This window comes from Azospirillum canadense (assembly GCF_025961225.1).
GTDB lineage: Bacteria > Pseudomonadota > Alphaproteobacteria > Azospirillales > Azospirillaceae > Azospirillum > Azospirillum canadense.
The window spans coordinates 2,780,783-2,799,388 of sequence record NZ_JAOQNG010000001.1 but is presented as its reverse complement, the minus strand read 5'-3'; the positions used below and the strand labels follow the sequence as shown (position 1 = coordinate 2,799,388).

Genomic DNA, 18,606 nt, shown 5'->3' with positions numbered 1-18,606 from the left:
TAGGGAAATGACGACGGACCGGGGGCCTTTCGGGGCCCCCGGTTTCGTTTTTTGGGGCGACTTCCTTTTCGACCAATGCCTTTTGGGCCGCTCCCGCTTTCGGAACGGCCCTTTCGTCCCTCCTGTTGTGTCGCCGAACTCCTGGGAAGGGCGGCGATGCGCATTCATCACCTGAATTGCGGCACCATGTGCCCGGTCGGCGGGCGGCTGTTCGACGGCAGCAGCCATGGCATGACCGCGCATCTCGTCTGCCACTGCCTGCTGATCCAGACGGAGCAGGGCCTCGTCCTTGTCGACACCGGTTTCGGGGTGCGCGACGTGCGGGAGACCCGCCAGCGGCTCAGCCCGCTGTTCGTCGCCATGAACCGCATCCAGCTGCGCGAGGAGGACACGGCGCTCCGTGCGGTGGAGCGGCTGGGCTTCCAGGCGTCGGACGTCCGGCACATCGTGGCGACCCACCTGGATTTCGACCACGCCGGCGGCATCGAGGATTTTCCCAACGCCACCGTGCATGTCTTCGGGCGCGAGCTGGAGGCGGCGCGGGCACAACGGCGCGGCTTCATCGCCTCCCAGCGCTACCGCCCGCGCCAGTGGGACGAGGCGGTGAACTGGCAGGCCTACGAGGCGGGTGGGGAGCCCTGGTTCGGCTTCGAGGCGGTGCGCGACCTGAAGGGCCTGCCGCCGGAGATCCTGCTGGTGCCGCTGCCCGGCCACACCTGGGGGCACTGCGGCGTGGCGGTGCAGGGCTCCTCCCAGAGTGATGGGCGCCGGGGCGAGGGCGGCTGGCTGCTGCTGGCCGGCGACGCCTACTTTTACCACGGCGAGATGGACCCGCAGCGCCCGCACTGTCCGCCGGGCATGCGCGCCTACCAGCGCCTGATGGAGGTCGACCACGCCGCCCGCATCGCCAACCAGGACCGCCTGCGCGGCCTCGTCCGTGACCACGCCGGCGCCGTGCGCGTCGTCTGCTCCCACGATCGGGTGGAGCTGGACCGCTGCCGGTGAGAAGCGGCGTCTACCCCACCGCCCCATCGCACCAGGACTGGCGGCGTTCGCCGTGGTAGGGACGGGCGAGGCCGGCCTTGATCAGGGAGTCCGACAGGTCGGCGCCGCCGGTGGTCACCACGCGGGCGCGGACGCGGCCGCCGTACTTGTCCGGCTGCACGTCCATCAGGCTGACGAGGTTCGGCCCGATCAGCTTGCGCGCCATGTCGCGCGCGGCCTCGGCCATGTCCTTCTCGCGGGCGCAGCGGGCGCGCATTTCCGGCGCGTCCATGCCGTCCACCCGCACGTTGGTCTCCACGATCTGCCCCAGCCAGATGGTCGCCCGCACGGTGATGGTGTCGCCATCCACCACATCCAGCACCTCCGCCGGGATTGGGCCGGGCAGCAGGGGCGGGGCGCTCGTCGCGGGGCCGGTTGCCAGGATTAGCGCAATGCCCGTCAGGACGGCCGCGAGAGAAAAGCGGAAGCGGCGTGGATCGGCGTGCATGCGCGGCTCCCTTCGCGTTGGGCGAGCGCCCGGGTTACGCAGCGAGGATAACGCGCGAGCAGGAACGTATCAAGCACGACTTAGGTATTGTATCCTGCATCCATATGTATTCAAGCCGCCCCGGGCCGAATACAGGCAACATATCCTAGCGTGTGCTCATTAAAAATCGGAGCAGCGTCCCTTGAACTCCCAATCGCCGTAGCGGGTCGGTTCCGGGCCCTTCGGGCCGCCGATCTCGCCGGGCTTCTGCTCGGGGCCCTTCAGGACCGTCTCGGTGTCCGCCTGCTCAGAGATATCTGCGAAGGCGGCATCGCTGGAGAGGGTGTCGGTGGAGGCGTCGGCGGTGGTTTGGTCGTCGATCGCCGCGTCGTCGGGTGCGGAGGTCTTGTCTGTCATGGCCGTGATATGGGGCGGGATGCGGTGGGATACCATCTTGAACGGTGCCTTGCCCCTAGCCCATATCACCCCCAATGCGCCACGGGAAGGCTCATAGGCTTACTCCCACCCGTTCGCCTCACCCATATGGCCGGCGGGCGCAGACCGCCCAGGCATCCGGATCGACGCCATGACCAGTTACGTGAAGACCACCATTCTCCTCGCCGGCCTGACGGCCCTGTTCATGGCCATCGGCTACCTGATCGGCGGCAAGGGCGGCATGATGATCGCCTTCCTGATGGCGCTGGGCATGAACCTGTTCAGCTATTGGAACTCGGGCGACATAGTCCTGTCCATGTACGGCGCGCGCGAGGTGGACGCCTATTCGGCGCCGGAGTTCCACGGCATCGTCCAGCGCCTGGCGGAGCGCGCCGGCCTGCCCATGCCGCGGGTCTTCATCATCGAAAACGACCAGCCCAACGCCTTCGCCACCGGCCGTGCGCCGGAGCATGCGGCGGTGGCCGCCACCACCGGCCTGCTGTGCATGCTGAGCCCGGAGGAGATCGCGGGCGTGATGGCGCATGAGTTGGCCCACGTGAAGAACCGCGACACGCTGGTCATGACAATCACCGCGACCATCGCCGGCGCTATCTCCATGATCGCCAACTTCGGCATGTTCTTCGGCAGCTCCTCCAGCGACGAGGACGGGCGGGGCGGCAACCCGCTGGGCATGGTCGGCGGAATCCTGGTTGCCATCCTGGCGCCCTTCGCGGCCATGATCGTGCAGATGGCCATCAGCCGCACCCGGGAGTACGAGGCCGACCGCATCGGCGCGGAGATTTGCGGCCGCCCGCTTTGGCTGGCCGACGCGCTGACCAGCATCCACGCCTATGCCAACCGGATCCCTAACCTTCAGGCGGAGGCGAACCCGACGACCGCCCACCTGTTCATCGCCAACCCGCTGCACGGGCGCGGCGCCGGCAGCCTGTTCTCCACCCACCCCAACATGGAGGAGCGGGTTCGCCGGCTGCGCGAAATGGCCGGAGCTGGGACGTTGTCACGCGGGCCCTGGGGCTGACCATCTCGTGATAAGGATTGCGAAAAGAGGGGCGTAATACTACCTTCCGGCTGCCAAGCGTTCCGGTGGCAGCCAGGGGGAAAGCATGTCCGAGGCCACGAAGTACCGTCTCGTCACCCGGTCCGATTTTGACGGACTGGTCTGCGCCGTGCTCCTGAAGGAGCTGGGCATCCTCGACGAGATCAAGTTCGTGCATCCCAAGGACATGCAGGACGGCAAGATCGAGATCTCCGGCCGCGACATCACGACAAACCTGCCCTATGTCCCCGGCGTGCATCTGGCCTTCGACCATCACTTGTCGGAGACGCTGCGCGTCGGCAAGCAGGACAACCACATCATCCAGGCCGACGCGCCGTCGGCGGCGCGCGTCGTCTACAATTACTACGGCGGCAAGGAACGGTTCCCCGGCATCTCCGACGAGATGATGGCGGCGGTGGACCAGGCGGACTCCGCCCAATACGGGATCGAAGACATCCTGAAGCCGCAGGGCTGGACCCTGCTGAACTTCATCATGGACGCGCGCACCGGCCTCGGCCGCTTCCGGGATTTCCGCATCTCCAACTACCAGCTGATGATGGAACTGATCGACGCCTGCCGGAACCACGGCATCGACGAGATCCTGGCCCTGCCCGATGTGAAGGAGCGGGTGGACCTTTACGCCGAGCACGAGCCGAAATTCTCCAACCAGCTGGCCCGCTGCACCACCATGCGCGGCAACGTGGTGGTCGTCGACCTGCTCCGGGAGGAGACGATCTACGCCGGCAACCGCTTCATGATCTACGCCATGTACCCGGAAGCCAACGTCTCGATCCACGTCCTCTGGGGCCTAAAGCAGCAGAACACGGTGCTGGCCTGCGGCAAGTCGATCATCAACCGCAGCTCCCGCACGAACATCGGCCCGCTGATGCTGGAATACGGCGGCGGGGGGCACGAGGCCGCCGGCACCTGTCAGGTGGACAACGACAAGGCCGACGCCGTGTTGGAGGAGATCGTCGCACGGATGCGCGCCGACGGCTGAGGATGTCGGCCCTGGTGATGGAGGGCGCGCCATGCGGGTTTGCCTGTCGCTGGTCGGCGAGCAGTTCAACATGTACGCCAACACCATCGCGCTGCTGCACCACGCGCTGGTGGACCTCGGCCATACGGTGCGGGTGTCGCTGAACGGGCTGGACCCGGCGGCGCTGAACCTGTTCCTGCCGCCCATGGCGTTCCGCTCGCGCGAGCTGCTGGCGCATCTGGCCGACCTCCGCATTCCCTACGGGTTTGTCGGGGTGGAGACCTTTTACGGCTACGCCCACCATCGCCGGGACGAGCCGGAGGGCGACAGCGCCGATTTCCGGCGCTTCGTGGCCGACGCGCGCTGCATCCTCTGCCTGTTCCGCCAGGACCTGGAGCCCTACCGGGCGCTCGGCGGCCGGGCGGTCTACGCACGCTATGGCTTCCACGAGAAGGTGGAGGAGGTGCGCCCGGGGCCCGAGCGCCCCGTCGACGTCTTCTTCTTCGGCGACGTGGCGGGGCGACCGCGGCGGGAACGGCTGCTCCAGGGGCTCGCCGCGCGCGGCCTGACCGTGCAGACGCTGACCGGCGCGCAGGAAGCGCCTCCGGCCCTGGTGCGCAACTCGCTGATCGGGATGGCGAAGGCCAACCTGAACATCAACCATTCCACCCACGTCAGCCCGCAGCGCGTGGTTTTCCTGTCGAACAACCGGCTGCGCTGCCTGTCCGACACGGCGGAGGACCCGGACGGCTACCTCGAATCCGCGCTGGCCTTCGAGCGCGACGCGGAGTTTCTCGACGGCTGCGAGGACTATGTTCACTCCGGCCGCTGGCGCACCGACGGCGAAGCGGCTTATGAACTGGTCCGCCGGCAGCCGATGAGCCGGACGCTGCAAGCCGCCTTCGACGAGACGCTGTGACCTTCGACCTTCTTCCCCTGTTCGACCCCGCTTGGCTGTCCATCCCGCCCGACGCCGGCCACGACGACGTTCTCCACCGCATCGACGAGGCGGAGCGCCGGGCTGCCGGGGCGGTTGCCCGCCTGATCGCCGCTGTGGAATGCCAACCCGACGCCTCCGCCCTGGACGCGCGCATCGACACGCTGCTGGCGTTGGAGACCCGCGCCCTTCCGGAGGCCGCGAAGGCGGCGGACGAGGCGGTGGAGCGCGCGACCTTGGAGATCGGGTTCCGCCGGCGCGCCCTGTTCCCCCGTTTCCACACCCTGGCGGACCGGATCCCGTCGCTGCACCGGCAGGCCCTGGTTGCCTGCCGGGACGCGCGCTGGGCGCTGATGGTGCGGCGTGCCCTCGCCGATCCCGGCGGGCCGTCCAGCCCGCTCCAGGGCGGCGGCACGCGCTATGTGAAGAGCGACCGCTACGACGCCCGCGCGGCGCGCGCCCTGTCGCCGATCGAGCGCGTGCGCGCCGACCGCACGCTGAAGCGGCTGGGCGAGAACCCCGTCCCGCCGGAGCTTGGCCTGCATTCTCTAAATGGTCATGGCGACGTCCTGTGGGCGATGACCGCCGGCCATCCCAACCGCTTCATCCTGCGCCGGAGCGAGGCGGCGAGGGTGTCCTGCTTCGTTGTGGAGGACGTCGGGCCACACGCCACTTACGATGAGTGGGGGGCGAGACGCTAGCATCACTCGACACCCGGCGTCCGGCGCGCTAAATCCAGCGCATGTCCGAAGCTTCCCTTGCCGCGCGGGCCGCCGCGCTCGACCTGCTGCGCGATGTGCTGCGCAAGTCCATCCCCTTTGACGACGCGTTCGACGCGCACCCGGATCTGCGCGGGCTCGATCCGCGCGACCGCGGATTCGTCCGCATGCTGGTCGCCACGGTGCTGCGCCGGCTGGGCCAGATCGACGAGCTGATCCAGGGCAGCCTGTCCAAGCCCGGCCTGCCCAAGGCCACGGTGCACGACATCCTGCGGCTCGGCGCCGCGCAGCTGGTCTTTCTCGGCACGCCGGCCCACGCTGCCGTGGACACGGCGGTGGAGTTGGCCGCGGCGCGCGGGGCGGAGCCCTACAAGGGGCTGATCAACGCCGTCCTGCGCCGCATCGGCCGCGAGGGCGCGGAGCTTGCCGCCAAGCAGGACGCCGGGCGCCTGAACACGCCGGACTGGCTGTGGCTCGCCTGGCGGCAGGCCTACGGCATGGGCCGCACCCGCGGCATCGTCGAAGCGCACCTGCACGAGGCGCCGCTGGACATCACCGTCAAGCACGACCCGGCGACCTGGGCGGAGCGGCTGGAGGCCACGGTTCTTCCCACCGGCTCGCTGCGCCGTCCGCCCGGCGGGTCGGTCACCGAGCTGCCGGGCTTTGCCGAGGGCGCCTGGTGGGTGCAGGACCTCGCCGCCTCGCTGCCGGCGAAGCTGTTCGGCGACCTGTCGGGCAAGCGGGTCTACGACCTCTGCGCCGCCCCCGGCGGCAAGACCGCGCAGTTGGTCGCGCAAGGGGCCGAGGTGGTCGCGGTGGACCGCTCTGCCAAGCGGCTGGAGCGGGTGCGGGAGAATCTGGGGCGGCTCGACCTGCCCGCCGAAATCCTGGCGGCCGACGTGGCCACCTGGACCCCGGACCAGCCGGCCGACGCGGTGCTGCTGGACGCCCCCTGCTCGGCCACCGGGGCGATCCGTCGCCACCCGGATATCCTGCGCGTCAAGACGCCGGAGGACATCGCCAAGTTGGCCCGCGCACAGAACCGCCTGCTGGCCCACGCGGTCGATCTGGTGAAGCCCGGCGGCCTGCTGGTTTACTGCACCTGCTCCATCCAGCCGGAGGAGGGCGAGGCCCAGGTCGACCGCATCCTGACCCGCGACGACCGGGTCGAGCGCGTGCCGATCGAACCGGGCGAGCTGGGCGGCATGGCAGACTTGATCAACGAGCGCGGCGAGGTTCGGTCCCTGCCGGGCATGCTGCCCGATCTCGGCGGCATCGACGGGTTCTTTGTGGCAAGGCTGAGACGGTTGCACGAATAGATTACCACCGGCTTGCGGCGGTCGAGGCGAATTTGATACCAAACAAGAATGTTCCTCCCCGATCGTCCGACACCTCGATTCGATTCGCCGGCTGTCTCCCCCTGTCGTGTGGCGGGGTGAGGCGATGAGCGGCGCGCGTGGCAAAATCGGCCGGTTGCGGGAAGGCGTGGCGCACATCGCCTTCGGCAACCCGATCTACAAGCTGACGCTGGGCGGCCGGGCGCCGACGGCGCTGGCCATCGTGCCGCCGGATCCCTGGCCGGGCGACGCGACGGAGGGCTCCGCCCTGCTGGCGGGTGTGTTCCGACTCGGCGGGCAGACCGTCACGGTCGACCCCAACGGGACGCCCGGCTGGCGGGCCGGCAACGCCGGCTGGCTGGACGCGCTGCACGGGTTCGAGTGGATGCGCGACCTGCGCGCGGTCGGCGGCGACGCGGCGCGGCGGCGGGCCCGCGCGCTGGTGCTGTCCTGGCTGGACCACAACGGCGGCTGGCACCCCAAGACCTGGGCGCCCGAGGTGATGGGCGCGCGCATCAGCACCTGGATCGGCCTGCACGACTTCTACTGCGCTTCGGCCGACGACGAGTTCCGCGCCCGCATCTTCGACAGCCTCGCACGCCAAGTCCGCCACCTGACGCGCGTCGTTCCCGGCGCGCTGGACGGCAAGGCGCTGGTCACGGCGGTGAAGGGCCTCGTCTACGGCGGCTTCTGCCTGCCGGACACCGAACGCACCGGCCAGGACGCGTTGCGTCTGCTGGAACGGGAGCTGCCACGCCAAATCCTGCCCGACGGCGGTCATGTGGAGCGCTGCCCGTCCGTGCAGCTGCGCATCCTGCGCGACCTGATCGACGTGCGCGCCGTGCTGCGCACCGCCCGCACCGAGGTGCCGGAGACCTTGCAGCATGCCATCGACCGCATGACTCCGGCGCTGCGCTTCTTCCGCCACGGCGACGGGGGGCTCGCCCTGTTCAACGGCGGGCGGGAGGAGGACGCGGCGCTGGTCGACACGGTGCTGGCCCAGGCCGACGCCCGTGGCCGCCCGTTGAAGAGCGCGCCGCACACCGGCTTCGAACGGCTGATCGCCGGCCGCACCATGGTGCTGATGGACGCCGGCGTGCCGCCCGCCAGCGGCCTGGACGCCACCGCCCACGCCGGCACGCTGTCGCTGGAGATGTCGGTCGGCAAGGAGCGGCTGATCGTCAATTGCGGCAGCCATCGGGCGGCCACCGGCCCCTGGCGCTCCGCCCTGGCCGGCACCGCGGCCCATTCCACCGTCGTGCTGGCCGAAACCAATTCGTCGGAGGTGCTGGAGGACGGTGGGCTCGGCCGCCGCCCCTCCCATGTCGGGTGCGAGCGGCAGGAGAACGACGGGGCCGTGCTGGTGGTCGCCACGCACAACGGCTACAGCCGCAACTTCGGCTACCTGCACCGGCGGCGCGTCTATCTGGCGGAGAACGGCGAGGATCTGCGCGGCGAGGACACGCTGGAGCCGGTGATCGGCGCGACGCCGGAGCCGCAGGGCTTCACCATCCGCTTCCATCTGCACCCGTCGGTTCAGGCCTCGTTGGCCCAGGGCGATGGGCAGGTGGTGCTGCGGCTGCACAGCGGCGCGGTCTGGCGCCTGCGCGCGTCGGGCGGGACGCTGGAGCTGGCGGAGAGCATCTATCTGGGCAGTGGCGACGAGCCACGGCGGACCACCCAGATCGCTATCCACGGTCATACCGGCCCTGACGGCAACACCGTGAAATGGGCCTTGCGCCGCGAGCGCAAGGGGGCGTAAATCGCGCGCATCCGCGGCGACCGGGGACGGGGGCACGGATGAGCACGCATTCCGCACGGATGGACACGGACCGGCTTCGGGTTCCGTGACGTCCGTGTTTTTCATTCGTGTTCATCCGTGCCCCCCGGCCCGTCGCCCTGTTTCAGGTTCCAGACAGACCAGGATGCCCCGATGAGCCCGCCGAAGACCGCCCATTCGCCCGCCCCCGATCTCGTCCGCATCACGCGCGCGTTGATTTCCGTGTCCGACAAGACAGGCCTCGTCGCGCTCGGCCAGGCGCTGGCGGCCAAGGGTGTGGAGATCCTGTCCACCGGCGGTTCGGCGCAGCGGCTGGCCGAGGCCGGCGTTCCGGTGAAGGAGGTCTCCGACCACACCGGCTTCCCGGAGATCATGGACGGCCGCGTGAAGACGCTGCACCCGCGCGTGCACGGCGGCATCCTGGCCCGCCGCGACATCCACGCGGACGCCATGAAGACCCACGACATCCCGCCGATCGACCTCGTGGTCGTGAACCTCTACCCGTTCGAGGCGACCGTCGCGAAGGGCGCCAGCTACGACGACTGTGTGGAGAACATCGACATCGGCGGGCCGGCGATGATCCGCGCCGCCGCCAAGAACCACGACTTCGTCACCGTGGTCACCGACGCGGAGGACTATGAGGCCGTTCTGGACGAGCTGGCGACGCACGATGGCGCCGTCACGCTGAAGCTGCGCCGTACGCTCGCCCAGCGCGCGTACGCGCGTACGGCCGCGTACGACGCCGCCATCTCCACTTGGCTGGCCGGCCAAGAGGGCGAGACCTTCCCGCCGCGCGTCACCCTGTCGGGCAAGCTCAGCCAGACGCTGCGCTACGGTGAGAACCCGCACCAGCAGGCGGCCTTCTACGTGACCGGCGAGCAGCGCCCGGGTGTTGCGACCGCCACCCAGCTCCAGGGCAAGGAGCTGTCCTACAACAACCTGAACGACACCGACGCCGCCTTCGAGCTGGTCGCCGAGTTCGAGCGTCCGGCCGTCGCCATCATCAAGCACGCCAACCCCTGCGGCGTGGCGCAAGGCGACAATATCCTGGACGCGTACAAGCAGGCGCTGCTGTGCGACCCGGTCAGCGCCTTCGGCGGCATCATCGCCGTCAACCGCCCGCTGGACGCCGCCACGGCCGAGGAGATCTCCAAGCTGTTCGCCGAGGTGGTAATCGCCCCGGACGCCGACGACTCGGCCCGCGCGCTGCTCGCCACCAAGAAGAACCTGCGCGTCCTGCTGACCAAGGACGTGCCGAACCCGGCCGAGCCGGGCATGATAATCAAGCAGCTGTCCGGCGGCTTCCTGCTGCAGAACCGCGACAACGGCCGCATCGACCCGGCGGAGCTGAAGGTCGTCACCAAGCGCGCGCCGACCGAGCAGGAACTGGCCGACCTGCTGTTCGCCTTCCGCGTCGGCAAGCACGTGAAGTCGAACGCCATCGTCTACGCCAAGAACGGTGCCACGGTCGGCGTCGGCGCCGGCCAGATGAGCCGCGTGGACAGCGCCCGCATCGCCGCCATCAAGTCGGCCGAGGCCGCCAAGGCCGCCGGGCTGTCGGAGCCGCTGACCAAGGGCTCCGTGGTCGCGTCCGACGCCTTCTTCCCCTTCGCCGACGGTCTGCTGGCCGCGGCCGAAGCGGGCGTGACTGCGGTGATTCAGCCCGGCGGCTCGATCCGCGACAACGAGGTCATCGCCGCGGCCGACGAGAAGGGCCTTGCGATGGTCTTCACCGGGATGCGCCACTTCCGGCACTGAGCGAGCGTATGCACGCCCCTCTCCTTTTGGCGGGGGAGGGGGTGCAGAAACTCACCACAGAGACACGGAGACACAGAGAAGTCTCTAACCTCCGTGTCTCCGTGTCTCTGTGGTGAATCGCCAAGCCGGCCTTGCAGCCGCCCGCTCAGTCGAAACGCTCTTCCTACCGCCCCCGCGCCCTCATCAACCGCGCCATCATGCCGGCTAGGCTCGCGGGGTGGTGCTTGCCACCGGCGTCCTCCTCCGGCTTCAGGCGGCCGGTCGCGGCCATGGCGACAAGCAGCGCCGGGTGCATCGGCGGATGATGTCCGTTCGGATCGGAGTCCTGGCGGGTTGCGCCGGAGTCGCGGGCTAGCGCCTCGTTGATGTGCGCGAAAGCCTCAATGTCCTTGATGTGCAGCATGGTCGTTCCGCCCTCCGGGCCGAGACTATTGTGCGTCGCAGCAAAAAGGAAGGTAGCAGCTTGGGCCGGCCGAATCTGTGATCAGGGTGCGGCAGACTGTCGCGCCGCGAGGGGTCGTGCCGGGGCTGGCTCCCGTACCGTCAGCATAAGCCCAAACCCGACCACGAAGAAAGCCACAACGCTCGCCATGCCAGCGCGCTGACTCTCGAAAGCCTCCGTGGCCAGCCCGAAGGCCAGCGGGCCGATGAAGCCCACCATGCGTCCGGTCAGGCTGTAGAGCCCGAACATCTCCCCCGCCATGCCCTCGGGCGCCAGCCGCGCCATCATGGACCGCCCGGCCGCCTGTGCCGGCCCGAAGAAGGCGCCGAGCCCCAAGGCGAGGATCCAGAACCACAGCTTGTCGGTCGCCAGCAGCAAGGGCACGCCGAAGGCGATCAGGCCCAACAGGCTGATCAGGATGGTCGGCTTGGCCCCGGCCCGGTCGTCGACCCAGGCGAAGGCGATGGCGCCAATGCCGGCGACGACGTTGAGCGCGATCGCGAACATCACGATCTCCTCGAAGGTCATGCCGAAGGCGTGGGCGGCGAAGATGCCGCCGAAGGCGGTGATGGTGTTGATGGCGTCGCGGTAGAAGGCGCTGGCGACCAGGAAGCGGACGACGTTTCGGTACTTGCGTGTCTCCGCCAGGGTCCGGCGCAGCGTCGCCACACCTTCCCGCGCCGCCCGACCAATGGACAGCCCGGTCGGTGGTGTGTCCGGCACCCACAGGAAGAAAGGCAGGGCGAACAGCCCGTACCAGACCGCCGCCAGCAGCGCCGTCGCGCGCACCGGCGCCTGCTCCGCCGTGTCGAGCAGTCCGAACAGGGGTGTGGGCGACTTGACGAAGACGAACAGTGCGACGACGAGGCAGACCAGACCGCCGAAATAGCCAATGCCCCAGCCCCAGCCGGACAGGCGCCCCAGCATCGCCGGCGGGGCGAGTCCGGTCAGGCTGGCGTTGTAGAAGACGTTCGCCAACTCGAAGGCGACCGTGCCGATCACCACGCAGACCAGGGCGAACAGGGCGTAGGACGGGTCGGGCTTCACCCACCACAGCGCGGCGCTGAACAGAACGGTGAGGAGGGTGAACAGGGCCATCCAGGGCTTGCGCCGACCGGTGCGGTCGGCGATGGCACCGAGCACGGGGCTGAGCAGCGCGATCAGCAGCCCGGCGACGGTGAGTGCCGCGCTCCACCGCGACGCCCCAGCCACCTCGTCCCCGACCACGCCGCGGGCGAAGTAGACGGAGAAGATGAAGGTCGTGACGATGGTGTTGTAGGAGGAGTTGGCCCAGTCGTAGAGGCACCAGGACACGATGGCGCGCCGGCTCGGCGCCTGGATGAACTCGGGCATAGGGCGGCTGATGATGGCTGCTGTTGCTATTCGGCGGCGGAGGGAACCGCGGCGAGCCGCACCGGGATCAGGGCATTGATGGTCGCGCGCTGTTCATCCAGCCGCCCGTCGATGCGTGCGAGCAACTGCATCACCTGGGACAACGTCGTCTTGATCTCAGCCTGGCCCTTCTTGAGTTCGGACACGTCCGCCTTCAACACGGACACGTCAGCTTTCAACACGGACACGTCCGCCTTCAAATGACTCACGTCGGTTTGCAGGACGCCGATCTCGGATTCGATGCGGCCAAGGCGTTCGTCGGTGCTCATGAGTCGTCTCCGGGCCAACCGAAACCACTCTACCTCATCCGGTGGTGGAAACCAACGGCGTCGCCCTCCGGCATCGAGAGCAAGCCTCACACCGTCCCGGGCGCTTTCCTGGACTGATACATCTCCCTCGTCTGCTGGATGGCCGTGTCGAGTTGCGATTCGAAGCCCTTGAACCACGGCTGTTCCTTCAAGTCCTCGGCCGTCCGGATCAGTCCGTGCGAGATGCCGCGCGTTGGGTTGCCCTTCATGGTGTCCACCGCGGTCTTGACCAGTTTCGCCAGCGGGTTGTCGCTGTCCAGATTCTCCATCTCGTCCGTTTTGTCGCGCGACGGCTTGTCCTTGTCCCTGCCGTTGAGCGTCTTCGCGGCCGCCTTCAGAAGCTTTTGCAGCGGGGTTTCGCCGTTCAGCGCTTCCAGCTCCTCCCGGGTGTTGCGGTGCGCCGCCTCGTAATTGGACTGTGCGCCTGCGCGATCCATCGCCCAGTCCACGGAGGTCTTCTCCTCGTCGCTCACGCCGTCGAGGAATTTGACGCCTGCCTTCATGTGCGCGGCCATGTCGCCGTTGAAAGGATCGCTGAAGGTGCCGGCCAGCCGGGTCGGCCCGCTGTACAGCCCCATCGCCAGCCCTTGCTGTTGCACCATCATGCTGCGTGCCGTGTTCTGCTCCTCCTCCGAGAACAGGCCGCCGGTGTTGCTGCTGATGGCGTAGAGGGAGCGGCGGTCGAGGTCGCCCATGACCGTGTTCCAGTCCCGACCCTCGAACGCGTTGGCGTCGAAGGGCTTGCCGCTGGCCTTCATGGCGTCGTACTGGGCATCCATGCGCGCGCGGGCGTCCTTCGCCGCCTCCGGCAGGGTCAGGCCCGCCGAACTCGACTGGGCGCCCGGGTTCTCCACCGCGTTTGCCAGCGCCGTTACAGGCTTGCCGTCGCGCGTTGGGAAATAAGCGGCGAAGCGGGACGTGGGCGCGCTTTCGGTAGCCGCCGCGGCGGAGCCGGAGGCGACGACCATCTGCGCTTCCACGGACAGGCTGACGATCACGGACGAACCGCCGGCCGCGCCCCCCGCCGGGTCGCCTGCGGGCTTGGCGGGCGAGTCCTTGCCGGAAACGGCACCCGTGCCTGCTGCGGTTCCCTTCAGCGTGAGGCTGAGGCTAGCGCTGTAGGCGGTCGCGGTCGAGATGGACATGGGGCGCCCCCGTCGTTCAATCCGGCCCCTCGTTGGAGGCCGTTGTTCATTGACGACAGGGTAAGAGAGATCGGTTGATCACGTCAAATTCACGGCAATTTATCCGGGTGGGCGGATCGCCGCAGGTGCCCGGCGGCCCGCCGCTCCTCACCCGCCGATGCCAAAGGAGATCTGGTTGTTGTCGTAGCGCGCGACGATGGTCAGCCGGTCGCCGGGTCGGACCTGGATCGGGGTTTCCAGGAAGGTCATGGCCTGCTTCCAGTGGTTCGTCCGGGCGCGGCTTTCCGACCGGTAGACGACCTCCTCGTCCATGAACAGGTCGAACCAGAAGGCCACGCCGTGGCAGGTGCCCTCGTGCGTGATCTCCACGGTGATCTCGCGCTCGCCCTCTTCCGGCATGTTGCGGGTGAAGTCGAACTCCAGCGCGGTGAAGCCGGCGGACAGCGGGGTGTGGGCGTCGGCCGCAAGGTCGATCTGCTGGTAGCCCGGCGAGCGGAAGACGTCGAAGGTCGACATGTCGAAGCCGTCGATGGTCTTGACCGGGTTGATGCGCGCCAGTTCCGGCGTTTCCACCAGCATGGCGTAGACGGTGGAGGCGCGCGGGATGATGGCCCCGGCGGGCTTCACCAGATGGGTGCGCGCGTGCTGGAGCACCGACAGCATGCGCGGTGCCAGCATGCCGATGTTGATCAACTCCGACACGAAGACGTCGGCTTTCTCCGGCAGGTCGCCGCCGGCCCCGACGTTCAGCTGCGTGGACAGCTTCGGCACGACGCTGACGCGGTCGCCGTAGCCGTTGTGCGCCACCGTTTCCTTCGCGACGCGGGCGAGGATCGGGTTGACCTCGCAGGTCACGACCTGCTTGGCGCCGGCACGCGCCGCCATCATGGCGACGATGCCCGACCCCGTGCCGATCTCCAGCACCAGGGAGTCCGGCGTAACTGCGCGCTTCAGCGCCGCGTCATAGGCTTCGTTGCGCTCGACATCGTTGATCATCGGCAGGTGCCAGCCGGGCACCGCGTTGGAATAGATCAGGCGGCGGGTGAACTGCACCAAGGGGTGGTCGGGGGCGATGGCGCGGGCGGCCTCGATCGCCTCCACCGCCTCGTTGGCGCGGTCGAGGCTTTGCAGCGAGTGGGCGAGGCCGACATGGGCGGGGACGAAGCGGGGGGCCGCCTCGATCACCTTGCGGAAAGACGCCGCAGCCTCCTCCAGTTCCCCGCGGGTGCTCAGCGCCTCGGCGAGGTTGTAGCGGGCCTCCAGATACTCCGGCGCGAGATCCAGCGCGCAGCGGAAATGGGTCTGCGCCTCGTCCAGCCGGCCAAGCTCCCGCAGGGTCGTTCCGAGGAAGTTGTGCATCTCCGGCGCGTCGGAGCGCAGCGCCAGCGCCGTGCGAAAGGCGGTCTCCGCTTCCTCCAGCCGGGACAGCGCCTTCAGCGCGTTGCCCAGATTGCCGTGCAGCTCCGGCAGGCGGTCGTTCAGCACGATGCCGGCGCGGAAGGACTCTTCGGCTTCCGCGGCGCGGCCGAGCTGGAAGAGCAGGCTGCCGCGGCTGTTGTGGAAGGACGGGTCGTTCCCCTGCTCCGCGATGGCTTGGCCGAGCAGTTCCAGGGCGGCGTCCGGATGGCCGGTGTGGGCGGCGACGAGGCCCAGCAGGTGCAGCGCCTGCGCGTTGTGCGGGTCGGTCGCCAGCAGCGCCCGGCACGCCGCCTCCGCCCCGCCGAGGTCGTTCGCCCGGAACAGGCGGATGGCGTCGAGGAGGGTGGGGGTGCTGTCGGTCATCGCGGCGGCTCCGGGTCGGCGGAAAAGATGGCGGATCGCCGGCACCATAGCGGGAATGCGGCGGTGGCTACAGGGAGATCCGTACCGCATGGGTGGGATCGATGCGACCCGACGCGATGTACAGGGCCCACTCATCCGGAAATGAGCGCGTGAAAGTGGTGAGTGTGACGCGATGCGGGGGGCGTGGACTACACCCGAAATCATGCATCGGGCGCCGAAAACACACCGATTTTTAATAGGGTTTTACCCCCAATCCAGCGTTGAACGGCCACGCCAACAATATCAGTGTTCGGTCATGGATGGTGACGCCCTGAGACGAGGGACAGTCGCCAACCAAATCAGAAAATGCAAACCGGTAGCTCCGCCGTGTCCCGCCGGACATGCCGCTGGAACGATTGCTGGTGCCCGCCTCGCGGGACGGCGTGGTTGCCTGTCCACGTCTTCGCCCGTCATCGTCGCCTCAAGCACCGGAACGATCAAGGCCAGGAAAACCAAAATACAGAAAGAACAAGGGGGACGCTATGGCCGTGCAGCTTCTTGATCCAACCACGCAGCCGAAGTTCGTCAACAGTCTCGCAATCCCGACGGTGATCGACGCCACCAGGGGTGGACGTTACGTCATTGGCGCGGGCCAGACCACGCAGGATCTGGGACTGTACAACGACGAAGGTCGCGCGCTCGGCGCCGTCACCACGGTCTGGGGCTATGGGGTGATGAGCATCGACGGGAAATCCGTTCCCTTCACGCCCAGCTATCCGGGCCCGACCATTCTTGCCCGGTCGGGAGTCCCGATCCGGGTGACCTGGAAGAACGCCCTGCCGGCCTCCGGCTATCCGGCGTCCATCCCGGTGGACACCAGCCTGCACATGGCGATGGTCGATTACGCCGGGGGGCGGGTCCCGCTGGTCACGCATCTTCATGGCGGCCACACGCAGGCGGCGTTCGACGGGTTCCCGGAGAGCTTCTACACGCAGGGTGGCGACTCCGGCACCTACATCTACGACTACAGCCAGCCGGGGGCGACGCTGTGGTATCACGACCACGCGCTCGGGGTGACGCGGCTCAACGTCTATATGGGGCTGGCCGGCTTCAACCTCGTGCGCGACGCCACCATCGACGGGCTTATGACCGGGCAGGGCGGTGCGCCGGGCGTTCTGCCCGACGCCCAGCACGAGGTCGGGGCGGCGATCCAGGACCGCGCCTTCACGGCGGACGGGCAGCTCTACCGCCCCGGCAACACGGCGGACGATCCACTGCCGGGAGCCGGCGGCACGGTGGGCGAGGAGTTCCCGGGATCGCACGGCTATCCCTTCGCCACGCCGGAGTTCTTCGGCGATGTCCTTCTGGTCAACGGCAAGGCCTGGCCGAAGATGGACGTCGACCGGACGACCTACACCCTCCACCTGCTGAACGGGTCCGACTCGCGCTTCTACGTGCTGAAACTGAGCAGCGCCTGCGTGAAGATGACGCTGGTCGGCACGGACGGCGGGCTGCTGCCCAAGGCGATCACCATCGACAACGGCGACGGCACCCACACGGAGGAGGAGCGGATCGTCCTGACCCCCGGCGACCGCGCCGACGTGGTGCTGGACTTCTCCAAGCTCGCCCCCGGCTACATCGTGACGCTGGAGAACGACGGCCCGGCCTGGAGCCCCTTCCAGGGACTGGACATCCCCGACGAGGAGTCCGCGCACGGCACATCCGTGGGTGAGGTGATGCAGTTCCAGGTGACCGGAAACGCGCCCGCCGCCGCGGCCACCGTGCAGAACGGGACGATCCTGAATCCGAACTTCCGGGAATTGGCCGCGACCGTGGATCTGGGAAAGGTCACGGTGCGCAAGCTCGGCCTGTTCGAGGACGAAATGCCCGACGGGCACATCCAGCCCAAGCTCGGCGTGGCGGAGGACACCACCGACATCAACGGACGCCCCGTGAAGTACGGCGCGCTGATGTGGGACGATGCCACCACGGAGGACCCGCTGCGCGGCTCGACCGAGGTCTGGGAAATCTACAACACCACGGCGGACGCCCACCCCATCCACCTGCACCAAGTTCAGTTCCAGGTGCTGGGCAAATACCGGATTGCCGACGAGGACCTGAACGGCGATGGCGTGGTCGGCAACGACTACAGGGCGTCGGACGCTGTCCGGTTGCGGCCGGAGGACACCGGCAACCAGGACACCGTCTGGGTCGCCCCCGGCGAGATGCTGCGCATCGTCCAGACCTTCGACCTGACCGGTGAGTATGTCTGGCACTGTCACATCCTGTCCCACGAGGACAACGAGATGATGCGGCCGCTCTACACCATTAACACGGTGCAGGGGACCGACAAGGCGGAGAGGCTCGACGGCACGGCCGATATCGACGCCATCACCGGGGGCAAGGGAAAGGACCGGGTGGACGCGGGCAAGGGCGACGACCGCATCATCGCGACGATTGGCGACGGCGACGACGCCTATGACGGCGGCCAGGGCGCGGACACCTACGACCTGACCGGGATCACCGCACCGGTCGCCATCGACCTCCAGGCCGGGACGGCGCAAGGGACGCAGATCGGCAAGGACACGCTAGCGTCGATCGAAAACGTCCTCGGCGGATCGGGAGACGACACGATCACCGGCAGCACCGCCCCCAATTTCCTGTCCGGAGGGGCCGGCGCGGACGGGATCCTTAGCGGGACCGGCAACGACACGCTGTGGGGCGGGCTGGGTAACGATACCCTGATGGGCGGGGCGGGCGCGGACCGCTTCCTCTATTACCGCGAGGTGGGCATGACCTCGGTCGCCTTCGGCGCGGACGTCATCCAGGACTTCAACACCGCAGAGGACCGGATCGAGGTCGACACCCGCATATTCTCCAGCTTCGACAGCGCCGGCGACGCGAACTCGGTGCTCAGCCACCTGGAACTCCGGGACGGCAGCACGGTGATCGGCTTCCTTGATCCCAACACAGCGGTGCAAAGTTCCATCACCCTGTCCGGCGTTCTGCCTGGTGCCTTGACGGCCAACAACTTCACCTTCGTGTAGCGGGTAAGGAAAAGGCGCGGCCACGGTGGCCGCGCCCT

General features: G+C 68.3%; 16 protein-coding genes. 9 read left to right on the top strand and 7 right to left on the bottom strand.

Annotated elements, in window-relative coordinates; genetic code table 11:
* Positions 1-156: 156 nt before the first annotated feature.
* Complete coding sequence (locus tag M2351_RS13325; protein WP_264656527.1) at positions 157-1,005, top strand: MBL fold metallo-hydrolase; 849 nt, start codon at positions 157-159, stop codon at positions 1,003-1,005.
* A 10-nt stretch (positions 1,006-1,015) separates the two neighbouring features.
* Here the strand turns inward: M2351_RS13325 and M2351_RS13320 are convergent, their stop codons facing one another.
* Both M2351_RS13320 and M2351_RS13315 read right to left on the bottom strand, forming a co-directional pair.
* Entirely contained in the window at positions 1,016-1,492 is a 477-nt protein-coding gene (locus M2351_RS13320; RefSeq protein WP_264656526.1) for a thermonuclease family protein, read from the bottom strand.
* 159 nt (positions 1,493-1,651) lie between these two features.
* On the bottom strand, positions 1,652-1,888 hold the full coding sequence (locus M2351_RS13315) for a succinate dehydrogenase assembly factor 4 (RefSeq protein WP_264656525.1): 237 nt from the start codon (positions 1,886-1,888) through the stop codon (positions 1,652-1,654).
* Between the two features lie 169 nt (positions 1,889-2,057).
* On the opposite strand from M2351_RS13315, the gene htpX reads away from it, so the two are divergent.
* The 7 genes from htpX to purH all read left to right on the top strand — a co-directional run bounded on the left by htpX (position 2,058) and on the right by purH (position 10,473).
* Positions 2,058-2,945: a zinc metalloprotease HtpX gene (gene htpX / locus M2351_RS13310; RefSeq protein WP_264656524.1), complete on the top strand. Its 888-nt coding sequence runs from the start codon at positions 2,058-2,060 to the stop codon at positions 2,943-2,945.
* A gap of 85 nt (positions 2,946-3,030) precedes the next feature.
* Positions 3,031-3,963: an exopolyphosphatase gene (locus tag M2351_RS13305; protein WP_264656523.1), complete on the top strand. Its 933-nt coding sequence runs from the start codon at positions 3,031-3,033 to the stop codon at positions 3,961-3,963.
* 31 nt (positions 3,964-3,994) lie between these two features.
* Complete coding sequence (locus M2351_RS13300; protein ID WP_264656522.1) at positions 3,995-4,861, top strand: hypothetical protein; 867 nt, start codon at positions 3,995-3,997, stop codon at positions 4,859-4,861.
* Positions 4,858-5,580, top strand: coding sequence for a hypothetical protein (locus M2351_RS13295; RefSeq protein ID WP_264656521.1), 723 nt, complete (start codon positions 4,858-4,860; stop codon positions 5,578-5,580). The genes M2351_RS13300 and M2351_RS13295 overlap by 4 nt, the downstream gene beginning before the upstream one ends.
* 41 nt (positions 5,581-5,621) lie before the next feature.
* The gene (locus M2351_RS13290; protein WP_264656520.1) at positions 5,622-6,917 is read left to right on the top strand and encodes an RsmB/NOP family class I SAM-dependent RNA methyltransferase; all 1,296 of its coding nucleotides are present in this window, start codon (positions 5,622-5,624) and stop codon (positions 6,915-6,917) included.
* 124 nt (positions 6,918-7,041) lie between these two features.
* Positions 7,042-8,697: a heparinase II/III family protein gene (locus M2351_RS13285; RefSeq protein WP_264656519.1), complete on the top strand. Its 1,656-nt coding sequence runs from the start codon at positions 7,042-7,044 to the stop codon at positions 8,695-8,697.
* Positions 8,698-8,868: 171 nt separating this feature from the next.
* Positions 8,869-10,473 (top strand): bifunctional phosphoribosylaminoimidazolecarboxamide formyltransferase/IMP cyclohydrolase, encoded by a 1,605-nt coding sequence (gene purH / locus M2351_RS13280; protein WP_264656518.1) that lies wholly within the window; start codon positions 8,869-8,871, stop codon positions 10,471-10,473.
* A gap of 163 nt (positions 10,474-10,636) precedes the next feature.
* Here purH and M2351_RS13275 read toward each other — a convergent pair whose 3' ends face one another.
* The 5 genes from M2351_RS13275 to M2351_RS13255 form a co-directional block, all read right to left on the bottom strand.
* Positions 10,637-10,876, bottom strand: a complete 240-nt coding sequence (locus tag M2351_RS13275) for a hypothetical protein (RefSeq protein ID WP_264656517.1) — start codon at positions 10,874-10,876, stop codon at positions 10,637-10,639.
* Positions 10,877-10,957: 81 nt separating this feature from the next.
* The gene (locus M2351_RS13270; RefSeq protein ID WP_264656516.1) at positions 10,958-12,268 is read right to left on the bottom strand and encodes an MFS transporter; all 1,311 of its coding nucleotides are present in this window, start codon (positions 12,266-12,268) and stop codon (positions 10,958-10,960) included.
* 26 nt (positions 12,269-12,294) lie between these two features.
* Complete coding sequence (locus tag M2351_RS13265) at positions 12,295-12,576, bottom strand: hypothetical protein (RefSeq protein WP_264656515.1); 282 nt, start codon at positions 12,574-12,576, stop codon at positions 12,295-12,297.
* 86 nt (positions 12,577-12,662) lie between these two features.
* Positions 12,663-13,760, bottom strand: coding sequence for a hypothetical protein (locus M2351_RS13260; RefSeq protein ID WP_264656514.1), 1,098 nt, complete (start codon positions 13,758-13,760; stop codon positions 12,663-12,665).
* A 147-nt stretch (positions 13,761-13,907) separates the two neighbouring features.
* Positions 13,908-15,542 carry a protein arginine N-methyltransferase gene (locus M2351_RS13255; protein ID WP_264656513.1) on the bottom strand — a complete coding sequence of 545 codons (1,635 nt, stop codon included), beginning with the start codon at positions 15,540-15,542 and terminating at the stop codon, positions 13,908-13,910.
* A gap of 521 nt (positions 15,543-16,063) precedes the next feature.
* On the opposite strand from M2351_RS13255, the gene M2351_RS13250 reads away from it, so the two are divergent.
* Positions 16,064-18,568, top strand: a complete 2,505-nt coding sequence (locus M2351_RS13250; protein ID WP_264656512.1) for a multicopper oxidase domain-containing protein — start codon at positions 16,064-16,066, stop codon at positions 18,566-18,568.
* Positions 18,569-18,606: the final 38 nt, after the last annotated feature.